This is a genomic window from Streptomyces sp. RLA012, from assembly GCF_056270325.1.
The window spans coordinates 5,208,161-5,229,578 of record NZ_JBWDPA010000002.1 but is presented as its reverse complement, the minus strand read 5'-3'; the positions used below and the strand labels follow the sequence as shown (position 1 = coordinate 5,229,578).

The following is a 21,418-nucleotide window of genomic DNA, read 5'->3' as shown; positions in this document are numbered from 1 at the left end:
CTTCCTGATCAGGTGGCGGCGAGGGTGCCGACGGCGACGCCCTTGTCGTCCAGCCGCTTGACGGCGTAGTGCAGGGTCGTGGTCACGACGGTGGAGCGCGCGAGGATGTCGCGGTCGGACTCGACCAGCGGCCGGCGCTTGTAGAGCAGGCCGAGCGCGCCCCGCTTCATGAGCAGGAACTTGCCCGCGGCGATGCGGTTCGTCAGGAAGACGGACACGCCCCCGATACGGCCGATGCTGCCGGTCACCGCGGCGGACGGGCCGTTGCCGAGCTTGGCGGCGTCGACGAACTGCGGGTCGGCGAGGGCGTCGGCGTACTGCGCGCTGTTCAGGTACAGGCCGGCGAAGTCGTCCGGCTCCCACTCGTCGCCGAACACGGCGATCGTGGGGACCATGGCGCCGAGCCACGAGAACTTGGTGACGCCGGCGCCCGCGGTGAACTTGAGCGGGTTCGCTCCGCCGAGCGCGGTCTCGTCGGCCTGCGCCTGGGTGATCAGGTCGGCGTCGACCTTGCGCGCGGCCAGTACGCCGAACTGCCGGCGGGCCTCGGCCTCCGGGTCGCCGAGACTGACCAACTTGGCCTTGTCGGTGATCTCGACGGCCTTACCGACCTCCTTGATCACGGCCTTCGCCGAGCTGGTCGACATGGCCACGGGGGTCATGGGGGTGGACTCGCTGAGTTCGTCGAGGTCGCCGAGCGCGCCCCACTTGGGAAACTCGATCTCCTCGCCGGGGGCACCTTCAAGGGTGTTGTCCTCGACGACGGCGGCCGATCCGCCGACGCGGACCTTCCCGACGAATGCGGCCTGCGCCATGTCGCCCCAGACCTCGGGGACGATCATCGCTGCGCTGGTGGTCTTGGCCATGGGTGGTCAGTGCTCACTCTCTCCGGCGCGGTCGCCGGGCGGGTCAGGAACCGGCGAGGCGCCGGTATGTCTCGGGGTCGGACTGGTGGAGGTCGACGCGCTCGGCGTACGACATGGCGGCGAACTGCTCGGCCGTGACGGCTCCGGGGCCCGGGGTGCTGAAGTCGGCGCCACCCTTCGGCGCGGTCTGCGGGGCCGCGGCGAGGTGCTGGTGAGTGGTGAGCACTCCCTCGATCGCCTGCTTCACCGCGGCGGGGTCGGCCGGGTTGATGGCGGCGAGTGCGCGCATGGCGGCCTGCGAGTCGAGCAGGCGGGCGACGTCGGCGCCTGCGGCCGGGGCTGCGGCGATCACGGCGGTCTGCAAAGCGAGCTGCTGTGCTGCGCCCTGTCCGTCGGTCACGACGCGCTGCGCCCACTGCGGGAGTCGGGCGACGTCGCCGTCGGCCGGCGGCGCCGGCTGCTGCGGGGCGGGCGCGGGCGGGGTCTGCGGCGCGGCCGTCTGCTGGGGTGCGGCGGCCTGGGCGCGTGTGCGGTAGTCCGCGGCTTCGGCGCGGGTGTCCCGGATGAGCTTCTGTGCCCACTCGGGCAGTGATGCGACGTCCTGCGGCTCGCCCCCCGGCGCGGCCGGGGTCTGCGGCGCCGGCTGCTGCGGGGTCTGCGCGGGCATCTGGGGTGCCTGCGACTGCTGGGGTGTCTGCGGTGCCTGGGGCGTCTGCGGGGCGCCCTGGGGGGCGGTCTGCGGCGCGGCTGGGGCGGCGGGGGTGGGAGTCGACACGGGGTCCTCCTGGGACGGTGTCCGGGGCCGGTTGCGCCTGGCGTCCGGCCGGATGCGGGCAAACGAAAAGGGGGCCCGCTCCTGGCGGGCCCCCTCGGGGGTGGTGCTCGGTGTTCAGCTAGTCGGCGACGTCCTGGTCGACCTCGTCGGCGACGGGCCGCGCGCGGGCGTATCCGCGTATCCACGCGGTCTGAAGGATCGAGGTTCCGGGGTACGGACACGCGGTCGGTGGGTCGCCCTGCTCGCCGGCCGTACGGCCTTCCTGCGTGGCTCTGACGACGTCCTCGCGCGCACCCATGGTCACCTCTTGTTCTGCTGGTCGGACTCGTTATGGCGGGCGCCCTCGGCCCATCGCTGGGCCTTGCCGGTTACCTGCTCGATGAACTCGGCCTGTGTGAGGCGCCCGTGTTCGGCCCACCACTCTTTCAGCTCGTCCGACGCGCGCGCGTGCGCGATACGGGCCGGCCCGCTGAACAGCGTTGCCGGGTTGTGGCCGGCGGCCTGCGCCTTCTTGTTGAGCAGGTAGCCGTTACAGGCGTCCTCGGCGGCGAGGTACTGCCGATACACGTACTCGTCGTACAGGGCGCGGGCCTCGCGGCGGGTGATCTTGTGCCGCTCGTCCTGGTCCTCGCCGTCGTCCCGGTACAGGCGGGCGGCGGCCCGTTTCAGGTCGTCCCAGAATCCGGCGTCGGCGGCCGGCGGCGGGGTGTCGTCGAGGGCGCCCCATGCGTCCGGGGCCGGGGTGCGCTCGCCCATGGTCTCGGCGAGGGCGTCGCGGTCGGCGAGCAGGTCGTCGACGGCGTTCCCGGTGGCGGCCGGCGGCGGTAGCTCGATGCGGTCGCGGCGGTCCATCTCGCCGGCGATACGCAGAATCTCGCGCTCGTCGGCGTACTGCATGGCCCATGCGAGGTCGTCGTCGCCGGCGGCGGCGAGGTCGTCGAGCAGGCGCCCACTGGGGAACAGACGGCCGAGCAGGTCGCGGCGCGCGGCCTCCGCGGCGATTGCTGCGCCCTCCGGTCCGTCGCCGGCGGCGCGGTAGCGGGCGGCGAGCTGTTCGTCGGACAGGCCGACCAGGTCGGGCCGGACGTCGGGGAGACGGCCGGCGCGGTCGCGTCGGTCGGTCTCCGCCATGATCCGCACGCGGTCGCGGTCGTCGACGTGGGACCACACACGGGCGAGGTCATCGTCGGACAGGCCGAGCAGGTCGTCGACCAGACGTCCGCCGGGGGCGGCGCGGTCGAGCAGGGCCTCGGTGTCGCGGCGGTCTGCCTCGGCCTCGATCCGCCGGCGGGCGCGGTCGTCGAGCGGCGTGCGCAGTGCGGCGGCGAGCTGGTCGTCGTCCATCTCGCGCAACGTGCGTTCGTCGCCGGACCACACGCGGGCGCGCTCGACCTGCGCGGGCGCGGGCGGGCGCGGCGAGGCGGGGAGGTTCCCCGCCCCTTCTTGCTCGCGGTGCCTGAGCCGGCGCAAGTCGGGGTGGTCGGCGAGGTGCTGGCGCATGTTGCCCTGCCACGCCCGCACCTTGGCTGCGGCGGCGCGCTTCTCGGCCGGGGTGGTGGCGACGGCCTCGCGGCGCTTCCACTTGCGAATGTTCCGCTCGATGGCGCGCTGTCGCTGTCCGGCCTCGTACCCCTCGGGGTCCGGCTCGGCGTCCTCCACCGTGGTCAGACCCGGGGTGTACGCGGACACGGAGTGCCGGCAGTTGGGGTGTTGCAGCCCTCGGGCGCGTGCTTCGTCGAGGCTGCCGGCGACGTCCACGCGGACCATGCGGCCGTCCTCGACGGCGTGCTCGACCTCGACCGTCCGCGGCCCGGACGGGCCACCGATCGTCAACACCTGCCGCTCCCACGGTCGGCAGAGCGGGCACTCGCGCGGTGAGTTGGAAACGACGACCAGGTCGACGCCGTGCTCGGCGAGCGTGCGCATGTGTGCTTCGGTCGCGGCCCGCGCGGTCGCCGTCCGTACGGCCATCTCGGCGTACGACGGAAGCGACCAGCGGCGGCCGGCGGTGTCGACGAATGCCCGGATACCGGCGTCGGCGAACTGCCGCAACGCGTCTTGCACGGCCTGCCGGCGGGTGCCGGTGCCGAGTAGGGGAGTCGCGGCGACGCGGGAGACGACGGCCCGGAAGGTATCGACGACGGCCCGCAGGATGCCGCGGTGGGTCGCGGTGACGACGTCGACGGCTTCCTGTGCGAGGCGGTCGACGGCCTGCGCGTTCGGCAAGCGGTCGTCGACCATGCGGCGGGCGTCGTCGGACAGGGCGCCGATTTCGGCGACCGCGGACCGGTGCCCGATGTTGTACGCCTCGGCGACCGCGTCGAACACGTCGAGGCTGGTCGCCTTGGCCAACTCGTCGACGACGGCCTGTGAGGCGCGGCGTACCTGCTGCATGGCGGCGAGCTTGGCCTCGACCCATCCGGGCGCTTCGAGGCCGGCGGCGAGCTGCCGCGCGATGATGCCCAACAGCCGTTCCTCGGCGCCGGCGTACAGATCGCGTGTCGTCGCGGACAGATCCTCGACCATGCCCGGGTGGATCGGCACGGCTCACCCCCTGGGCGTCCTACGCGGCGAGGGGGTACGTCCCGCCGGGGTCGGCCATGTCCGCGGCGCCGGTCTCGCGCAGGATCGCGGCGACCTCGGCGTCGACGGCGGTGTCTTCCCATTCGGGGTGCAGCCATCGGACCTTGGTCGCGGTCGACACGGCCCCAGCGCGCTGGAGTAGTTCGAGCGTGGTCGCCGTGTTCTGCTCGGACTCCGCGACCCCGTCGCCGAACTCGACGCGCGGGCGCTCGGGCGTGATGCGCTGTCCGAAGTGCACGGCGTCGAGCTGCAACTGAACGTGCAGGCTGTGCGCGAGAGGGTTCCGCCAATACCCGGTTTTCTTCTTCCGGGTCACCATGGATCGGGCGTCGCGGCTGTCGACCTCGGTCGCGGTGATCGGTTGCCCTCCGCCGTCGAGGCCGAACGACTGGGCGCTGTATCCGGCGGACTGGGCGGCCTGCCTCATGAGCGCTTCGGCGCTGCGCTGGTGCTCGTCGACCCTGATTTCGAACTGGTTCAACGTGATGCCGTTGCCCTCGGTGGGCGGCATGCGCAGCGAGTGCCAGACCTCGCGGTCGTCGTCGAACCCTGCTCCCTGTCCGGGCCCGTAGTCGCGGAGGTATCCGTCAGGGACGATCAGCCGCGCGCGGGCGAGGCGGATGTCGCGCATCCATGACGTCCACACGTCGTCAAGCGAGGCGAACAGGTCGCGGATGCCTTGGAAGTCGCTCCGCCCCATGGGGCTTGACCGGTGCAGCCGGTTGGGCCCGATGTTCGGCACGTAGCTGATCGTCAGGTCGCGGATGCCCGTTGCGACGCTGACCCCGTCCTCGCCGAGACTGCCGACCAGGTCGGCAGTCTCGGGGTGCTCGGACAGGGGGACGGCACGCCCCAGGTTGTCGGGGGTGCCGACGTACAGGCCGTGCAGGATGCGCCCGACCTCGTGCCGCTCGACGTGCCGAAAGATCGTCGAGGCGGTCGAGCCGGGGAGATCACGCCACAGGGTGGCGGCGCGCAGCATGCCCCATCGGAACTCGGGGGCGACGTTGTCGGGCTGCACGACGGACAGGATCGGCCGGTCGACTAGTTCGCGGTCCCACGTGGAACGCAGGTAGACCCCGGACAGGGCGGAACCCTGCTCGGCTCCGCCGTGCAAGATCTGCTGCAACTGCCCTTCGTCGACCAGGGCGTCGAGGCGTTCCTGTGTCGTCGTGTCCGTGACCTTGATCGTTGGCATGTCGCCGAACAGCAGGTCGGCGGACGTCGCGGCGATATCCGACGGCATCGGCACGTGCAGCCGGTGCCGTGTCCGGCGCGGCTGCTCGCGGCGCCGGTTCCACGGGCCGCGGCGGTGCGGCGCGGTGAACTCCTCCTCGCCGCACGCGCGGGCGATCCGGCGGCGGTCTCCGGAGTACCAGGCGTCATCGGTGCGCATCTCGGCGTAGTACGGGGCCCACTGCGGGGGCGGCCACGCTGCGCCGTTGTCAGGCAGTGCCATCGGGGCTCACCTCCTCGTCGTCGGTCGGGGAGTCGGCGACGGCGACCAGGGCGTCGGCGAGGTCGCGCAGTGCGTCGGCTATCTGCGGCCACGTGGGCTTGCCGGTGTCGAGGTCGATCGTGCCGACTTCGGCCACGTGGCCGGCGACGTCGAGGCGGACGGGGAGTCGCACGACGACGGACAGGGGCGGGGTGGATGCCACGGCGGCGACCTCCTAGGCGGCTTGGGCGAGCAGGTGCCGCCACTCGTGGGCGGTCGAGTGGATCACGTAGCGCAAGGCGTCGACGCTGTGGTCGTCGATTTTCAACGGGGCGTCCTCGCCGCGCTCGCTCGCCTTGGGGTCCCATGAGTAGCCGGGCAGTTCGCCGAGCAGTCCCTCGCAGGACCGATGCACGAACAGCAGGTCGGCGGCGAACAGGGCGGCCACGGATCGGATGCCGTCGGCGACGGTGTTGTCGGCGCGCGCTACGCCCTGGTGGTCGTCGTGCCAAAGCTGGGTGCTGAACGACTTCGCCGACGGGTCGACGAACGTCCACTCGGGCATCACGCCCTTGTCGGCCCCGGGGCCCGCGTCGGGCGGCCGGTAGTCGGCGAGCCACTTCCGGACGGCGGCGCTGTACTGCGCGTCGGTCATGGACCGGTGTGCGGCGCGGGAGTCGAATCGCCACTCGGCCACGGCGTACAGGCGGTCGTCGTCGCCCATGCCGAGCAGGACGGCCGAGAACGGGTTCGTCGTGCCGTAGTCGATACCGAGGAAGTGCCGGCGCATGGTCGGCAGTTCGTCGACGACGTGCCGGTCTTCGTCCCACTCGCTGTAGATGGCGCCCTCGGCGACGACCCATGCGCCCTCGATCATGCGCTTACGCCACAGACCGGTGTACTCCGCGGCGAGCGCTGCGACGTACTCGGGCGACAAGCTGGGGTTGTCCGCCAACTTGAAGTGCCACGCCCGCATGTCCAGTTCGGCGAGGCGGTCGAGGTATCCGACCTTCAACCAGTGGCGCGGGCTGTCCGGGTTGGTCGTGGCGTACAGGCGCGCCCCGGGGACGGACAGGCGGGCGAGTAGCTGGGTCCAAAACGCCTCGGGCAACAGGGTTGCCTCGTCGACGTAGGCGAGCTGAGCGGTAAGGCCACGTAGCCGGCCCTCGGCGCGCGCGTCGGCGGCGCCGATCAGGTGGACCGTGCGCCCCAGGATCACGGCCGTGGTCGCCCCGCGGGTGTGCACGATGTGCCGGGCGAGGGGCCCGAACAACGCGCGGTCCTGTAGGGGCTCCAACACGTTGCGCTCGATCGTCTGCAACGACCGACCGACCACGATGATCAGGCCGGACGGTCCGGCCGTGGCGACGGCGATCACGAACGCCAGTAGCGAGGCGATCGTCTTCCCGCTGCGGACGCTGCCGTGCCACAGGTTGATACGGGCCGTCGCCTGCCCGATGCTGCGGAGTTGCTTACGGGACAGGGGCAACCGGTCGAGGTCGAGCACAGGCTCACCCCCCGGCGGCGCCCCCGTTGTCGTGGGCCTGGTCGTCGGTGGCGGCCTGCGTCAGTGCCTCGCCGAGCGCGCCCAACATGCTGCGCACCTGCTCGGCGTTCTCTCCGCCCTCGGCCGGGGCGAGGCGTAGCGAGGTGCCGACGGCGGTCTGTACCGACGCGATGATCTGGCGTTGGTCGACGAATCGAGGCTGGTCGAGGTTGACGTGTTGCCAGTGCCCCTCTTTGCCGGCGAACTCGCCGTGCACGGCCGGCTGCCAGAGCTGCACACGTAGGCGCTCGGCGTCGTCCTGTAGGGCGAGGGCGAGGGCGGCGCGGCGCGCGGCGAGGTCGGCGGTACGGACGGCTGTCGCGGCGGTCACCTCGGCGGCGCGGTCGAACGACAACGGCGGCTCGCACGCGGCGGCGATCTTCGAAACGGTCGACGGGCTGCGCCGGATCTCGCGGGCAATGTCATTGCGGGACTTACCTGCGGCGTGCAGCTCGCGCACGCGGCGGCGGTCGTTGTCGTCGATGGGGCGTCCCACGGGCGGCCACCTCCCGCGGGCATGCCAACGGCCCGACACATGGGGGTGTGCCGGGCCGTCGAGGGCTGGTTCAGGCGGTCTTACAGAACGTCGTCAACGCGGCGTTGATCTGCTTCGCTTCGGCGTCGCTCACCTCGTGCGAGCTGGTGCCGAAGCGCTGCTGTGCGGACCAATCGAGCTTGGCGGCCTTGCCGTTGATGGCAGAGCACTGGTTGCGGCTGTTGTCGATTGCGTCGTCTTCGTCCGCGACCAGAGCGGGACTGATCTTGCGCAGTGCGGCGAGTAGGTCGGTGCGTGCCTGTCCGGTCGGCTTCGCCGGAATGCCGGCGTTGTGTAGAGCGGCGGCGGCGTCGCTGGCGCTCACGGATTCGGGCGCGGCCGGCGGCGTCGACTTCTTCGCCGTGGCGTCGTCATCGCTGCTGCTGCATGCGGTGAGCGCTGCGAGGGTGGCGACGGCGGAGAGTGTTAAGGCAATGGCGCGGTGCTTCACGGGTTGTCCCCCCACGGGTCGGTAAGTGTTACGTAAGGGGGACGTGTGGCCCGTGGGGATGGTTGCAGGGCGCATGCGAACGCCCCGCCGCTGGGGGGGAGCGGCAGGGCGTTCGAGTAGGGCGTCCGTGTGCGGGCACGCCGAAGACGCGGCCAACAATAGGTCACGGAAAGGTCACGGCGCAACTCGCGCGCGCGAGCGGGCCCGCGACCGGTCGGCGCGGCTGCTGACGGCGGCGCCCCGCCTACCGACGATCGGGCGGGCGGGGTGCGCTGCTGCTGCTCGCTCGTCGGCTACGGGCGGACGGGCCGTCGGCCGGCCTGCTGACGCTGCGGCGGCCGGGGTGGCTGCTGCTGCCGACGGGCGTCATCACTGCTGGTCTGCCTGCTGCTGGGCGCCCACATGGGGCCGTTGTGGTCGACCTGCGGCAGAGAGTCGGGGCCGACGGTCGGCGGCTTCTCGACGAACTTGTATGCGCCGAGCGTCGGCGCGGTGCCGACGGGCGTCACCTGGTGGTGCCACGCGGTCCGGTAGATGTTCGCCACGATGCCGACGGCCGTCCGCATGGCGGTCGTCAGATCATCGCCGGTCTCCATGAGGACGGCGAGGTCTCGGGCGAACTGCTCGTCGAGGCGGACGGTCGGTCGGGTGCCGGCGATCGGCTGGGCTCGGCGCTGGGTACGCTGCGGAGTAGCCATTGGTTGGGGTCGCTCCTGTCTGGTGGTGAGGGCCCGCCCATACGGTTTGTGAGGAACCGGGCGGGCCCGCTTGTGTGTGCGGGCTTCTATCGGGCGGGGCGCTCGGCGGTGTGCTCGGCGGCGGTGTCGTCGCTGGCGTCGCCCTCCCATACGAAGATTCGGGCCCGCTGGTCGTAGGCTCCGGTCTCGTCGAGCAGTTGCTCGGCGAGGCGGGGCAGGTCGGCCGACCTCGCTTCGTCCTCGCCGTGCTCGCGCTCGGTCCAGCCGTAGCGGCCGGTGTCGGCGTCGAGCGTGTCGATACGCCACGTGTACGTGGTGAGTGGCCCGCGGCGTTCCTTGTCCTGCCGGATGTACTGGGCGATCCGGCTCGTGGTGTATCCGGTCGCCCTGGCGATCTCGTCGGGGCTCTTGCCGTTCTCGCGGGCGGTAAGGGCGATCCGCGGCATGGCTTCGGTGATCGCGGCTGACGCCCCGCGCATGATCCGTACGTCGTTCAGGTCGAGGTCGTGGGCGATCTGGTCGAGTAGGCCGTCGAGGGCGGCCCCGCCGGTGCGGGTGGCGTTGTGGTGGGCCCGCGCGATGTGTACGAGATAGTCGCGGGTGAGTGGGGCGCGGGCGTCGGGGGCGCTCCCGGCTTCGGCGCGGGCGGCGGTGTAGGTGTCGATCAGGTCGACGACGATCCGCGTCATGCCTTCTTGGAGGGTGCTCCGCCAGAAACCGGCGGCAGGGTACTCCTGGACGGCATCGACCAGAAGCTCGCGGAACTCGGCGAGGGTCGGCTCGGCGGTGCGGGAGACGGCCTGGTCGCGGTAGCGGGGCGGCTGCTCGTTGCCCATCGGGGGTGCTCCTGTCGGTGCGGTACGGGGCCCGCCCTCGGGCGAGGGCGGGCCGGTCGGGTGGCTACGGGCGGAACAATGCGCCCTGCTCCACGTCCTGGTCGAGGTCGAACAGGGCGACGCCGGCCGGCTGCTCACCGATCCATGCGCCCTGCCACGTGCCCTCGGTGGCCTCAGCCTCGGTGACCATCTGGACGGCGTACAGGGCTTCGGCGTCGGTGACGGTCTCGACGGCGGCCTCGACCTGCTCGGCGCACTCGACGGCGTCGACGGCGCGCGCGGCGCGGGCGAACTGCTCGACCTCGGCGTCGTCGGCGGCGCTGTCGATGCCGAGCAGGTCGGCGACGGCCGGGAACTCGCGGGCAATGTAGCGGCGGACGGACAAGCCAGCGGCCTGCTCCTCCGTGGTCGGCGTAGCTTCGGTGGCCTCGGCCTTGGTGACCAGAGTGGCGGCGAGGCGCTGCTCGTCGTCGAGCTGGGCGCGGGCGTTGATCCGGGCGGCGTAGGCCGTCAACAGGGCGGCCTCGGCCTTGTGGTCGAGGCCGTTCGAGGTGTAGCCGCGGGCCTGTGCCTCGCGGCGGGCGGCGGCGCGGTGCTCCGTGATGCCGGCGGCCTGCTCCAATGCCTCGAAACGGCGGCCGTGCGGCTCGCGGGCGGGCTTGCCGGCGCGAGTGATGCAGCGGGCGCCCGCGGCGACGTGGCAGGTCGGGCAGATGACGGTCTCGGCGAGGGCGTCGCGGTCGGCGAGCAGGCCGGCGGCGCCCTGCTCGAACGCGTTCGTCGCCACGGGGGCGGCCTGCTTGGCGGCCTCGGCGAGCTGCGCGGGCGTCAGCTCGGACACGTACAGGCGCCGGCGGCTGAATCCGTTGTGCTTGCGGATGACGACGCGGACTTCGGGCAGGGCCTCGGCGCGCGGGGTCATCTCCTGGTACGTCTCGCCGTAGACGCGGGCGATCTCCTCGCCGGTGGTCGGGTCCGTGATGGTCCACCAGTCTGACGGCTCGTCGCGGACGGCGGCCGGGGCCTGCTCGACGACGGCGGCGGGCGCCGGGACGGCGTGACCGGCGCGCTGAATCCACAGGCGGGCGGCGCGCACTTTGGCGGTTGTGTGCAGCTTGCGGTTTTCGAGGATCGCCTCGGCGTATGCGCTGATGACGTGCAGCACGCGGGTGCTGGTCGGCTCGATGACCAGGGTTCGGCCTCGGCCGCGGCGGGCGGCGTCGAGGGCGTCGACGGTCTCGGCGTCGGTGATGGTCTGGCTGGTGAGGTGGTCGGCGAGGGCGCCGGGGATGACGGTTGCCACAGTGTCGCTCCTGTGTCGGTGGGTTGGTGCCGGGTGAGGGCCGGCGTTCCTGTCGGGGTGAGGGCCCGTCAGGAGTTCCAATAGTAGCCGTTGCAGCAACCATTGCAGCAACAGTTACAGCAGGCGTTACGGAACCGTGATCGGGCATGGTGACGCCCCCGGGGCCGAGTGCTCCCCGGGGGCGCGTACGGCCGTGTGCGGCCCTCAAGTGGCCACGGTGCGCCCGGAGTTGACTGCAACCCACAACGCGACTAGGTCGGCGCCTCGCCACGCTCTACGGCCCCGTTCGGTGTCCACGGGTGCCGGGCAGGCGGGGCCGGTTGAGCAGGTCGCCACGGCGGCCCGCGGGTCTCCTCCGCCGTTGTGTACGACGATCCGTCCGCCCTTGCAGAACGGGCACGGGTCGTCGAGCGTGAGCGTCCGCCCCTCGCGGCCGAGTGCGGCCTCGACGCTGCGGCGCGCGCTGCGGGCCATGGCGACGATCTGGTCGAGCAGGGGCGCGGGCGTGATCCGGAACAGCTCGCCGTCGGGCTCGGACAGGGCGCGGCCGGCGAGGTAGACGCATGCCCAATGCAGCCCGTGCGCGCGGGAACCGATGCGGTCGACGATCCGGTCGGCGTCGTGCCTCCACTCCGCGGCGCGCACGGTGGGCAGGGTCCACAGTCGGGCGTCGTCGCGGTCGAGGGTGCGCTGTACGCGCTCGGCGACGGCGTCGCACATGTCGAACACGTCGCGCTCGGCGTCGAGGGCGGCGTCGAGGGCGCGCAAGTTCGCCGGCGCGGGGTGCTCGCGCACGACCAGGGGGAGACGGCCGACGGTCGGCTCGTCGTCGGCGCGGTCCTCGGCGGCGACCTGGTCGAGGAATCCGCGGCGCTCGTACGGCATCCATGCGGCCGGCCGCGGGGGCTCGGATATCGCGGCGAGCAGGTCGCCCCACTGCTCGCGGACGGCGGCGAGGTCGTCGGCGGCCTGCTGGCCCCGGTCGGTCTGGGTGTTCATCGGGGCTTCTCCGTGGTGGTGGCGGACTGGGTGGACTCGTCGGCGAGGGCCTGCTCGATGCGGTCGGCGTAGATGGCGGCGGCACCCTGGGGCGATCCGGCGCGCATGCGGGCGGCGAGGGCGCGCACGCGCTCGACGGCCTGGGCGAGGTGCACCTCGGCGGCCATGGCGGCGCGGTCGGCGCGGCGGTCGCGGCGGGCGGCGAACCATGCGGCCCGGTACCGGGTGGCGCGGTGCTCGGCGGCGAGGATGCGCTCGCCGGAACGCGTGAGGGTCTTCGCTGCGTACTCGGTGAGTTCCCCGAACGGGGTTCCGCTCGGCCTTGCGAGGACGGCGGCGAGGGCGCGGCGGTGCTGCTCCGCGGCGGTGGCGCACTGTACGGCGACAGCGAGGGCGACGTCGTGCTCGCGCTGCTGCTCGGCGAGGCGGGCCTCGACGGTGTCGGCCTGGTCGAGGATGCGGGCGTGCATCCGGGCGGCGGCCGTGGACAGGCCGTCGTGTTCGGCAACGGCGGCGAGGGCGTCGCCGAGTGACTGGGCGTGGCGAACGCGGGCGAGGACGGCGAGCACCTGGTCGACGCGGGCGCGCTGTACTGCGAGGGCGTCGCGGTGCTGCCTGCGCTGGGCGAACGCCTCGCGTGCGGTGGCGTTGATGCCGTCGTGCATGGCCTCGACGTCGCGGGCGAGGCGGTCGCGCTCGTCCTCCAGCCGGCGTATCTCGGTGTCGGCGGCCTCGCGGTGGCGTTCGAGGGCCTGCGTTGTCCCGGCCATGGCGCGGCGGTTCTCGTCGGCGAGGCGCTGTTCCTCGCGCACGTGCTCGGCGAGTAGGGCGCCCTCGGCCGCGGAGAGTACGCCGCGCTGCGCGCGGGCGAGCAGGACGTCGAGGACGGCCCGTCGGTCGGCGCGGTCGCGGGTGCGGCCCTTGGGGGCGCGCTGGGCGGTGCGGGTGCTCACGCGGTGGGCTCCTGGTCTTCCTGGGCGTGGTGGACGCGGCCGGGCTCGCCGGGCGCGGCCCACCTGATGAGGTAGGCCGCGACGGCGAGCAGGGCGGCGGCGACGGCAAGGTTCGCGACGACCGCAGCGGTCTGGCTCACGGCTCGACTTGGTCGGCCGCTGCGCCCTCGGCGAGGGCCTGCTCGTCGGCGAGGCGGTCGGCGTACGTCCGGATGGTGCGGCGGGCGTTGCTGTAGCCGGTGAGCAGGCCGCGGGTCGAGCGGGTGACTCCCCACCTGGTGTGTGTGGTGTCGCGCTCGGCCTCGACCAGGGCGGCTATCTGGCGGGCGTGTGCGGCGAGCAGGATGCGCGCGGCGGCGAGGGCCTGCTCGGGGCCGCGGGGTACCTCGGTGTCGAGCAGGACGTCGCGGAGCGCGGCGAGCACCTGGTCGTGTCGGCCGGCGTTGAAGTCGAGGGCGGCGTGCACGTCGGACGGGTCGAGCGGGGCCGTGGGGCGGCGGCCGTCGTCCTGGCGCTCGTCGAGCAGGGCGCGCGAGGGCGAGGTCGGGGCGTCGTGCACGGGGCACGGGCGGCCGGTGAGGATCGCGGTCGCGCAGCGTCCGGCCGGGCTGTCGAGGTTGTCGGCGAGCTGGCGCAGCACGTCGGCGGCGACGGGGCGCGGGAGGTTGCACGAGATTTCGGCGGGGCCCTCGTTCGGGACGGCGACGATCAGGCGGTGGGTGTCGAGGGAGGCGACGGAAACGGCGTCGGGAATGCGGGTCATGGCGTGGGCCCTCCGGGGTGTCAGTGGTGGGGTGTACTCGCGTGCGGGCGCGCGCATGGGCGGCCCGCGACCGGTCGCGGCGAGGACGTCAGAACGGGGGCTCTTGCACTGCGCTGCCCCACTGGCCTGCGGCTGACTGGCCGTTGGCCCACGGGTCGCCCTGCGGTGCTCCGTACGCCTGCTGTCCGGCCTGCTGGCCGTATCCCTGGCTTTGCGGCTGCTGGCGGTGCTGCTGGCCGTTCTGGCTGTTCTTGGTCACGGCGGCGGTGGCGCTGCGCAGCGAGGGGGCGACCTCGTCGGCCTGGATCTCGTACGACGAACGGCGCTCGCCGTCCTTTTCGTACTGGCGCTGTGTGAGGCGGCCCACGATGATCACGCGGTCGCCGCGCTTGATGGACTCGGCGACGTTCTCGGCCTGTTGGCGCCACACGGACACGCTGAGGAATACGGGGTCGCCGTCCTTCCACTCGTTGGTGTCGCGCTGGAAGGTGCGGGGGGTGTTGGCGACGCGGAAGTTCGCGACGGGCGCCCCGGACGGGGTGAACCTGAGTTCGGGGTCGGCAACCACGTTGCCGGTGAAGGTGATGACGGTTTCGCCTGCCATTACGCGGCGGTCCTCTCGGGCTGGGTGACGGTGGGGAGTTGGGCGACGGGGGCGAGCTGCTGCTCGCGGGGGCGTCGGGCGCGGTCGCGGGCGCAGGCCCGGCACTTGCGCATGCCGTTGGGGTGCGACGGGGGGTAGCTGATGTGGACGACCGCGGGGTCGGTGAGGTCGTGGCCGTTCACGCACCGTTTGCGGCGGGCGTTGACGGCCGACGGGCCGGTCGAGCGCAGGACGTTGGTCCGGTGGTCGACGGGTTCGAGGTGGTCGTCGGCGACGCATCGGCGGACGGTGCACAGGTGGTCGAGTTCGAGGCCGGCCGGTATGGGCCCGCGGGCCTGCTCGTAGCCGTAGCGGTGGGCGGGGACGTACCGGCCGGCGATCCAGAAACGGCCGTATCCGTCGCGGTCGAGGGCGTTCTCGGGCCACAGGCGACATGGGGTGTTGGGTGTGTCGGGGCCGGCGGGGATGGGTCCGGGGGTCGTCTTGGCGGCGAACCGGTCAGCCGGTGTCGAGGTGGTGCGAGCCATGGGGACGTACCTCCGGACGGGATGTAGGCAAAGGTTCGCGCGTGAGCGAGTAAGAATCACTCGCGCGTGAAATATAGCAGGGAGGGGGCGCCGTGGGTTTTCTCCGTGTGGCGCCCCCTGCCTGGGTTAGGCGGCCGGTTGCTCGACCTGGTTGAGCGGGGCGAGCGTCCACCCTTCGGCGCGTAGGTCGGCCACGATGCGGACGACGGCGGCCTCGGGGTCGTCGTGCTCGCGCTGGGCGTCCTCGACGGCGGCTAGAACGACGGCGAGGGCGGCGCCGGGAATCATCGCTGCGCCCCGGTGATGTGGCGGGCGCGCTGTCGGTTCTCGGGCCGGACGATCGCGGGCGGGCTCATCAGGGCGCGGGCGTCGCGGGCGGCCTCGGCGGCGAGGCGCCGGCGGCGCGCTCCCTGCTCGGCCTGCTCGCGCGCGGCCTGCTCGGCGTCGCGCTCGGCGAGCAGGGCGGCCCCGTCGACCTCGCGGACCGTGCGCCACCGGTCCCACCCCTCGTGTTCCTGGAAGATCACGTATGCGCCCTTGTCGGCAAGTTCGGTCACCTTGCGGCGGGCCCTCTTGCGGTCCGATGTGCGGATCACGACCGGAGCGTCGGGGCGATGGTCCCAACTGGCCTCTACGCGCCACGACGTGACGTTCTTCGTCCGGTCGGTGGGCACGGCCTTACGGCGGTGCTGGCGGGCCTGCTTCGGGGTCGGGCTCATGCTGCGGTCTCCTGCTCCTGGCGGCGGGCGTGGTGTGCCTGGGCGTCCTCGACGCGGCACGGGTGCGGGTCCTTCTTCGGGCGGTGCCCGACGGCGTTGGTCTTGGGGTCGACTCGCCGGCCGCGGCACGGCTTGCCCACGGGCGCCCCGCACCACGTGCACGCGACGTCGAGGGCGTCGGGGAGGTTGGCGGCGGCCAGACGTTCGCGGGCGGCTCGGTGCGGCCGGTGGGCGGCGAGGGCCTGGGCGACGGTGCGGGGCATGTACGTGCCCAACTCGGCGAGGCGGCGCTCGACTTGGGCGGCGGCCGGGCCCGCGGTGAGGGCGCGGTGCGTTACGGGTGCCTGCCGGCCGGCGGCGACGGCCTGGCGCTCGGCTCGCAGTGCGGCGACATAGGCGTCGCCCGTCTCGTCATCCGGGCTGATCTCCGGGTGCGCGGTGGGCTCGAACGTGCCCACGTGCCGGCTCATCACGTCGGCCTTGTGTGCGTGCCACGGACGGGACACGTCCGACGGCTGGATGCGGTAGGGGTTGCGGGCGATGTAGTCGCGGGCGACGCGGGCGGCGTCCCACCCGTGCGCGGTCGCGGGGACGTCGGAAAGCAGGTCGCACCACTGGGCGAGCCGTTCGGCGGCGGCGGCCTGGTCGTCGAGGGCGAGCCGGGGGTCGAGCTTGACGACGTAGGCGATCAGGGCGGCAACTTCGCGGGGGGTCACTGCTGGGCCTCCATGGCGGCGAGGGCGGCGGCGAGGTGGTCGGCGGACTGGGCGACGCGTCCGCGGGGCGCGGCGCGGTCGAGGGGGATCACGTTCGAGGCGTGCGAGGCGGGGGCGGCGGCCGGGACGGTGCCGGGCGCTGGGGCGGGCGGTAGCGACTGCCACGCCCGCAGGAAGTACCGGGCGTGCGACACGCCCTTGCGGTTACGGGCGGCGGCCTGCACGGCGGCGGCGGCGAGCATGTCGAGGCCGGATCGCTTCGCCAGGGCGTCGACGAGGAACCACTCGGCCGGGGCGAGGTTCCACGCGACCAGGACGCCGGCGGCGGTGATCTGGTCGACCAGGGCGCGGGCGAACTCCGGTATCACTGCGACCGAGTCGCGCCCGCGCTCGCTCCCTCCTTCACTCAATCCCTCTATGGGTGAGTGATGGGGGCCGGATTCCGGCCCCCAAAGGGGCCGAGATTCGGCCCGGTAAGGGGATTCCTGGGTCTCGACGGGGGGACCGGACTCCGGCCCGGTAGAGGGGCCGAGATCCGGCCTGGTAGCGGATAGGGGGCCGGATTCCGGCCCGGGGGTCGTCTGGGCTTTGGGGCCGGATTCCGGCCCGGTGGCGCGTGAGGTGCGGACGTACCCGACGGCCCCGGGGATCGTGTAGCGGGTCGCGCGGCTGCCCTGGGCGGGCTCGTCCTCGATCAGTTCGCCACTGGCGAGGGCGGCGTCGACGGCGGCCCGCGTCGTCGAGCGTGACGCGGCGAGCCGGCGCATGAACTCGGCCGTACCCATGCGGGCGGTGGCCTCGGGGCCGGTCGTGGCGTCGGCGACGGCGAGCAGGACTAGGCGGGCGTTCCCGCGCGACTTCGCGCGGGTCCACACCCAATCCATGGCGTCGAGGGTCACGGGGTGTCGCTCCTGTCGGGGGTGGGGCGCCCGGGGCGAGGGCGCGGTCGTCTCCTCGCCCCGGGGGCCGGTCACGGGGTCTTGCGGCGGTGGGTGCGGGCCGGCTGGTGCTCGTCGCACTTCCAGCCGCACGGGTAGAACCGGGCGGGCTGGGCGTGGCATCGGGGGTTTCCGTGCTCGCACGACGGCGGCGGCTTGTCCTCGCGGGGCGGCGCGGTCATGCGGCCACTCGCGCGCGGTAGTCATCGACGATCAAGCGGCCGATGTGCTCGGCGGCGGCAGGGATGACGGCGTTGCCGTAGGCGGCAACTCGGTCCACCTGGGCGGGAATCCCATCAGCCAGCCGATCCACTCGGGGTTCGGCTTCAAGCCACTGACGCGCGGCTTTCCCTCGCTCAGCCACAGAAAGGCCAAGTAGTCCTCTAGCTGCCAGCGGTGATCGCCCGACTCCGCGCGCTTCCACGAGATTCCGTGACTGCCCATAGAGGCTCTGGGCGTGGGCCACGAGGTAGACCCGTTTACGCTCTGCTTGGGGGGCGCCGAACTGGGGCGCTGATAGCACCGACCATTCCGCATCGAACCCGAGTTTGGCCAGGTCACCGAGCATCCATCCGAAGGCGTCGGCGTCTCGAACAAGGCTTCCGACGTTTTCCACGACGACGTAGTCGGGTCGTACGTGGCCAACAACGGCAGCCATCGCGGGCCACATCCATCGTTCGTCTGCGGTACCGAGCTGCTTCCCGGCAAGGCTGAACGGCTGGCATGGGTATCCGCCGGCGACCACGTGGACGCGGGGGCGGGGGCGGCTGCTCCACCAGTCGGGAGCGGTGCATACGTCGTCATGGCGGGGTACCTCCGGCCAGTGATGGGCCAGCACTCGGCGGCAGAACTCGTTCATCTCGACCTGACCGACGGTGGTCATACCGGCTCGTTCGAGGCCAAGCTCGATTCCGCCGACGCCGGCGAACAGGGAAAGGACGTTGAGGGTCTGGGCGTCCTCGACGGTGAGTTGTCCGGGCACGTCCGTAAAGCGCTCGGCGATCTTCTGCGCGGCCTTGTCGGGGCTCCTCACGCGGCATCACCCCCGGCGGGCGGCGCCTCAATGGCGAGGGGCTGGTCGAGGTCGAGGGCGCCAGCCTTGACGGCGTCGGCGACCAGGGCGCGGCCGTCGAGCGGCTGACGCTTCGACTCGCGGGTGAACGTCCACCGGTAGTAGCGACTGCGGGTCGGCCGGATCATCACCCCCGGCACCTCGTGCACCTCGCCCGACTCGGGGTCGGCGAACTGAGGCACGCCGGCCGCGTCGACGGCGGCGAGGACGGCCGAGGCGAACGTCTGGTCGACGACGGTCTCGGTCCGGGCCGGGATGATCCGGAAGTCCCAGTGTTCCGGGTAGTGGTCGCGCACCCATGCGGCGAACGCCTCGCGGTCGGTCACCTGCGCCTCGGCCTCGCCCCCGACGCGGGTCACGTTGGCGAACTTCGTGTCGTCGTCGAGGGTGACGTCGGCTTTCGTGCTGCGAGTGGCCTTGTACTGCTGGTCGAGCAACTTCGCGGCCTCGCGGTTGACGTCCTCGTACAGTTCTTCGGCCTGGTCGAGGCGGGCCCGCATCGCCTGTCGGCGGCGCAGTACGGCGGCGAGGTACGCCGGGTCGGGCGCCTTGGTCTTCTTCTCGACGGCGGTCACTGGGCACCCCCGGCGGCCTCGATCTTGGCGCGGAACTGGTCGAGCTGGGCGGCGGTTGCCTGCTCGATAGGCAGGCCGTAAACGCGCTCGAAATCGGCGTCGAGCGTGGCGAGGTGGGCGCGGCTCGCGGCGAGCCTGAGCAGGTTCTCGGCCTCGGCGGCGGCCTGCTCGGCGGTGGCGACGCCGGCAGGTATGGCGCCCTCGGCGGCGACCGCGTCGGAAACGGAGTGCAGGGCGGGCCCAGTCGGCGCGGTGCTGCCCTGCTGCTGCGGGCCGGGCCGGTCGCGGCGCTCCTGACGCGTCGTCTGTCGGCACTGGTCGCACACTTCGCGGGGCCCGCATCCGCACGGGGAACCGTTGGCCTTGTTCGCGGCGATCGTGTCGAGCTGAGTGAGGTAGTCGGCGGGGGCGCCGGCGGCGACGGCGGCGGCCCGGATCTTGGCGAACTGCTCGCGGCTGTCTGCCTTGCGGGCGGCGGCGAGGTAGTCGGGGCGCTGCTGGGCCTGCTGCTGCGGCTGCTCCCACGGTCCGGGCTCGGCGCGGTTGCTGCGGCGCGGCTGCTGCTGCCCGCGCTGCTGTCGGCGCTGCTGGTTGCGCTGGTGCTCGGCGCGGTGCTCGGCCGGCGGCTCCGGGGCGTCGCGGTCGCTGTCGTCGATCGACCGGGCGTCCACGGGGATCATGAACACCTGAAACAACATGTACTTGAGAGCGGCGCTCATGGCCTTGTTGGTGCTCTTGTCGGCCTGGTCCATGGCCTCACCCGGCACGGTGACGAGCAGGCAGTCACCCGCGGGGCCGTAGATGCGGTAACGCATCTTCAGCACGGTGTGCGTGCCCTTGTCGCCGCGGGGGCGCTGGTGGTGCTCGGTGAGTTCGGGCGCGATGAAACAGCCGTGATTGCGCATCGGGCCCGCCATCGCCGACATAGCGTCGTCGACACCCCGGAACTTGTAGTTCTGCTGCGTGTTCTGCTGCCCCTTGGCGACGGGCATTACGTCGCTCATGACGCCGTGGATCACCTGAAAGACGCGCGGGAGATCGGCCGGTGCGCCCGCGGGGGCGGGCTCGTACGCCGTCTTGACGAACGGGGCGTCGTCCTCGGCCACGGGGGCGGACTGGGCCGGGTGCAGGGCTGTGACGGTCACTGGTGCGCGGTTCCCTTCGGGGTGGTGCGGTGGCGGATGTGGGCGGCGGCCCGGGTGATGCGGGTGGCGAGGCTGATCGCGTCGTCGGGGGCGAGCAGGGGGTCGAGGGCGACGGCGGCCGGGCAGTCGTCGAGCAGGGCCTCGCGGGTGGCGTCGGCCTCGGCGGCGCGCATGGCGCGGCCGTAGTCGGTGGCGTCGTCGCTGCACATCGCGTAGTCGAGGCGCACGACGCTCGCGGCGTGGGCAGCGAGCAGGCGACCGACGACGTCGGGGTCCTGGGCGTACGCGAGGGCGAGTTCGTCGAGCAGGGGGTCGACGTGCTCGGCGAGCGGGAGGCGGACGGCGAGGCCGTCGGCGCTGAGCTGGGGGCGGATCACTGGCGGGCCTGCGGCGCGGTGTCGAGGCCGAGGGCGGCCGGCGCGGTCGGTTCGTCGGCGACCAGGACGCCGGTCCGGGCGTCGTACGTGCGGGCCCGGGTCCAGTCGGCCTCCGGGAACGCTCTGCTGAGCAGGCCGTAAGCGGCGCGGCGCTGCTCGGCCGTGGTGTCGAGGGCGCCGGCCACGGCGTAGAGGACGACGGCCCGGGTCTCGCGGCCGTGGTGCGTCGTCGGCATGGTGTGCACGCGGACGGTGCCTGGGGCGATCTGGTTGAGCTGGCGAGCGACGACGCGGACGAATGTCGTGCGGGCGCGGGCGGCGCGGGCTCCCTTGATGGCGAGGACGGCGCGGGGCCGGCGGTGCTGGGTAGGCTGGGGAGTGTTCACGATTCGGACCTCTCGGGGTCGGTCGGGGAGGGCCGTCCGGGTCGCATCCGGGCGGCCTTTTCCGTTGTCAGGCGGCGGCGCGGTGACTGCGGGTACGTGCGGCGCGGTCGGCGCGGATGCGCCGTTCCAGCTCGGCGAGGGACGGGCCCCCGGGCTGGTAGCAGGCACGCGCGGCGGCTGCTGGGCTCATGCGGTCCATGGCGTCGAGGCCGTGTCGCCAGACGCGGGCGGCGGCCGTGAAGGCAGCGGCACGGGCGCGGGCGGCGTCGAGGGTTGGCGCGCTCATGCGTCGGCCGGAAAGAGGGCGGCTGCGGTCACGCCGTAGGTGCGCTCGATGCTGGCGAGAGAGGGGCCGGCCGGGACGCTGCGCCCGCTCGTCCAACGGATCACCGTCGCGTACGGGGTGTTCAGCTTCCGGGCGATCGCGGCGGTGCTGTTGTCGCCCACGGATGCGGCGGCGGAGCGCAGGGGCTTGGGGTCAAAACGCATCGGGGATGTACCTCGTTCGATCACTCGTGAGCGCTTTTCGCTCACGAGTGGAACGTAGCATGTTTCACTCACGCGTGAAACAAGTGCGGGAGGGGGGTGTGCATGGGGCGCCAGGGAGGCATGG

30 protein-coding genes are annotated in these 21,418 nt (G+C 72.7%); all 30 read right to left on the bottom strand.

Going from position 1 to position 21,418, the window contains the following annotated elements:
* Nucleotides 1-8: 8 nt before the first annotated feature.
* Nucleotides 9-866, bottom strand: coding sequence for a phage major capsid protein (locus RV986_RS23755; protein ID WP_475919329.1), 858 nt, complete (start codon nt 864-866; stop codon nt 9-11).
* A gap of 43 nt (nt 867-909) precedes the next feature.
* A complete protein-coding gene (locus tag RV986_RS23750; protein WP_475919328.1) occupies nt 910-1,641 on the bottom strand; it encodes a hypothetical protein in 732 nt (243 codons plus the stop codon).
* Between the two features lie 118 nt (nt 1,642-1,759).
* The gene (locus RV986_RS23745; protein ID WP_062028489.1) at nt 1,760-1,939 is read right to left on the bottom strand and encodes an Rmf/CrpP fold protein; all 180 of its coding nucleotides are present in this window, start codon (nt 1,937-1,939) and stop codon (nt 1,760-1,762) included.
* Nucleotides 1,940-1,941: 2 nt separating this feature from the next.
* Complete coding sequence (locus RV986_RS23740) at nt 1,942-4,167, bottom strand: phage minor capsid protein (protein ID WP_475924398.1); 2,226 nt, start codon at nt 4,165-4,167, stop codon at nt 1,942-1,944.
* A gap of 37 nt (nt 4,168-4,204) precedes the next feature.
* Complete coding sequence (locus RV986_RS23735; RefSeq protein WP_405955797.1) at nt 4,205-5,683, bottom strand: phage portal protein; 1,479 nt, start codon at nt 5,681-5,683, stop codon at nt 4,205-4,207.
* A complete protein-coding gene (locus RV986_RS23730; RefSeq protein ID WP_475919327.1) occupies nt 5,670-5,885 on the bottom strand; it encodes a hypothetical protein in 216 nt (71 codons plus the stop codon). The genes RV986_RS23735 and RV986_RS23730 overlap by 14 nt, the downstream gene beginning before the upstream one ends.
* Nucleotides 5,886-5,897: 12 nt before the next feature.
* Entirely contained in the window at nt 5,898-7,169 is a 1,272-nt protein-coding gene (locus RV986_RS23725) for a PBSX family phage terminase large subunit (protein ID WP_475919326.1), read from the bottom strand.
* Between the two features lie 4 nt (nt 7,170-7,173).
* On the bottom strand, nt 7,174-7,704 hold the full coding sequence (locus RV986_RS23720; protein ID WP_475919325.1) for a helix-turn-helix domain-containing protein: 531 nt from the start codon (nt 7,702-7,704) through the stop codon (nt 7,174-7,176).
* A 70-nt stretch (nt 7,705-7,774) separates the two neighbouring features.
* Nucleotides 7,775-8,194, bottom strand: coding sequence for a hypothetical protein (locus RV986_RS23715; protein ID WP_475919324.1), 420 nt, complete (start codon nt 8,192-8,194; stop codon nt 7,775-7,777).
* 293 nt (nt 8,195-8,487) lie between these two features.
* Nucleotides 8,488-8,892, bottom strand: coding sequence for a hypothetical protein (locus tag RV986_RS23710; protein ID WP_475919323.1), 405 nt, complete (start codon nt 8,890-8,892; stop codon nt 8,488-8,490).
* Between the two features lie 86 nt (nt 8,893-8,978).
* Complete coding sequence (locus RV986_RS23705; protein WP_475919322.1) at nt 8,979-9,728, bottom strand: hypothetical protein; 750 nt, start codon at nt 9,726-9,728, stop codon at nt 8,979-8,981.
* 64 nt (nt 9,729-9,792) lie between these two features.
* A complete protein-coding gene (locus tag RV986_RS23700; protein WP_475919321.1) occupies nt 9,793-11,031 on the bottom strand; it encodes a zinc finger domain-containing protein in 1,239 nt (412 codons plus the stop codon).
* A 204-nt stretch (nt 11,032-11,235) separates the two neighbouring features.
* The gene (locus RV986_RS23695) at nt 11,236-12,030 is read right to left on the bottom strand and encodes a hypothetical protein (RefSeq protein WP_475919320.1); all 795 of its coding nucleotides are present in this window, start codon (nt 12,028-12,030) and stop codon (nt 11,236-11,238) included.
* Nucleotides 12,027-12,983 carry a hypothetical protein gene (locus tag RV986_RS23690; protein ID WP_475919319.1) on the bottom strand — a complete coding sequence of 319 codons (957 nt, stop codon included), beginning with the start codon at nt 12,981-12,983 and terminating at the stop codon, nt 12,027-12,029. Before RV986_RS23690 ends, RV986_RS23695 begins: the two co-directional genes overlap by 4 nt.
* Nucleotides 12,980-13,123 (bottom strand): hypothetical protein, encoded by a 144-nt coding sequence (locus tag RV986_RS23685; RefSeq protein ID WP_475919318.1) that lies wholly within the window; start codon nt 13,121-13,123, stop codon nt 12,980-12,982. Before RV986_RS23685 ends, RV986_RS23690 begins: the two co-directional genes overlap by 4 nt.
* Nucleotides 13,120-13,746, bottom strand: coding sequence for a hypothetical protein (locus RV986_RS23680; protein WP_475919317.1), 627 nt, complete (start codon nt 13,744-13,746; stop codon nt 13,120-13,122). The genes RV986_RS23685 and RV986_RS23680 overlap by 4 nt, the downstream gene beginning before the upstream one ends.
* Nucleotides 13,747-13,834: 88 nt before the next feature.
* A complete protein-coding gene (locus tag RV986_RS23675) occupies nt 13,835-14,350 on the bottom strand; it encodes a single-stranded DNA-binding protein (protein ID WP_475919316.1) in 516 nt (171 codons plus the stop codon).
* On the bottom strand, nt 14,350-14,877 hold the full coding sequence (locus RV986_RS23670; protein WP_475919315.1) for an HNH endonuclease signature motif containing protein: 528 nt from the start codon (nt 14,875-14,877) through the stop codon (nt 14,350-14,352). Before RV986_RS23670 ends, RV986_RS23675 begins: the two co-directional genes overlap by 1 nt.
* 126 nt (nt 14,878-15,003) lie before the next feature.
* The gene (locus RV986_RS23665; RefSeq protein ID WP_475919314.1) at nt 15,004-15,165 is read right to left on the bottom strand and encodes a hypothetical protein; all 162 of its coding nucleotides are present in this window, start codon (nt 15,163-15,165) and stop codon (nt 15,004-15,006) included.
* Nucleotides 15,162-15,596 (bottom strand): hypothetical protein, encoded by a 435-nt coding sequence (locus RV986_RS23660; RefSeq protein ID WP_475919313.1) that lies wholly within the window; start codon nt 15,594-15,596, stop codon nt 15,162-15,164. The genes RV986_RS23665 and RV986_RS23660 overlap by 4 nt, the downstream gene beginning before the upstream one ends.
* Nucleotides 15,593-16,312: a zinc finger domain-containing protein gene (locus RV986_RS23655; protein WP_475919312.1), complete on the bottom strand. Its 720-nt coding sequence runs from the start codon at nt 16,310-16,312 to the stop codon at nt 15,593-15,595. The genes RV986_RS23660 and RV986_RS23655 overlap by 4 nt, the downstream gene beginning before the upstream one ends.
* Nucleotides 16,309-17,211: a hypothetical protein gene (locus RV986_RS23650; protein ID WP_475919311.1), complete on the bottom strand. Its 903-nt coding sequence runs from the start codon at nt 17,209-17,211 to the stop codon at nt 16,309-16,311. The genes RV986_RS23655 and RV986_RS23650 overlap by 4 nt, the downstream gene beginning before the upstream one ends.
* 71 nt (nt 17,212-17,282) lie before the next feature.
* Nucleotides 17,283-17,432, bottom strand: coding sequence for a hypothetical protein (locus RV986_RS23645; RefSeq protein ID WP_423553437.1), 150 nt, complete (start codon nt 17,430-17,432; stop codon nt 17,283-17,285).
* Nucleotides 17,429-18,283: a DNA cytosine methyltransferase gene (locus tag RV986_RS23640; protein ID WP_475919310.1), complete on the bottom strand. Its 855-nt coding sequence runs from the start codon at nt 18,281-18,283 to the stop codon at nt 17,429-17,431. The genes RV986_RS23645 and RV986_RS23640 overlap by 4 nt, the downstream gene beginning before the upstream one ends.
* Nucleotides 18,280-18,897, bottom strand: coding sequence for a hypothetical protein (locus RV986_RS23635; protein ID WP_475919309.1), 618 nt, complete (start codon nt 18,895-18,897; stop codon nt 18,280-18,282). The genes RV986_RS23640 and RV986_RS23635 overlap by 4 nt, the downstream gene beginning before the upstream one ends.
* Nucleotides 18,894-20,042, bottom strand: a complete 1,149-nt coding sequence (locus RV986_RS23630; protein WP_475919308.1) for an ERF family protein — start codon at nt 20,040-20,042, stop codon at nt 18,894-18,896. Before RV986_RS23630 ends, RV986_RS23635 begins: the two co-directional genes overlap by 4 nt.
* Entirely contained in the window at nt 20,039-20,419 is a 381-nt protein-coding gene (locus RV986_RS23625) for a hypothetical protein (protein WP_475919307.1), read from the bottom strand. Before RV986_RS23625 ends, RV986_RS23630 begins: the two co-directional genes overlap by 4 nt.
* Complete coding sequence (locus tag RV986_RS23620) at nt 20,416-20,805, bottom strand: hypothetical protein (RefSeq protein ID WP_475919306.1); 390 nt, start codon at nt 20,803-20,805, stop codon at nt 20,416-20,418. The genes RV986_RS23625 and RV986_RS23620 overlap by 4 nt, the downstream gene beginning before the upstream one ends.
* Nucleotides 20,806-20,872: 67 nt before the next feature.
* Nucleotides 20,873-21,091, bottom strand: coding sequence for a hypothetical protein (locus RV986_RS23615; RefSeq protein WP_475919305.1), 219 nt, complete (start codon nt 21,089-21,091; stop codon nt 20,873-20,875).
* Entirely contained in the window at nt 21,088-21,294 is a 207-nt protein-coding gene (locus RV986_RS23610; RefSeq protein WP_406124938.1) for a helix-turn-helix domain-containing protein, read from the bottom strand. Before RV986_RS23610 ends, RV986_RS23615 begins: the two co-directional genes overlap by 4 nt.
* Nucleotides 21,295-21,418: the final 124 nt, after the last annotated feature.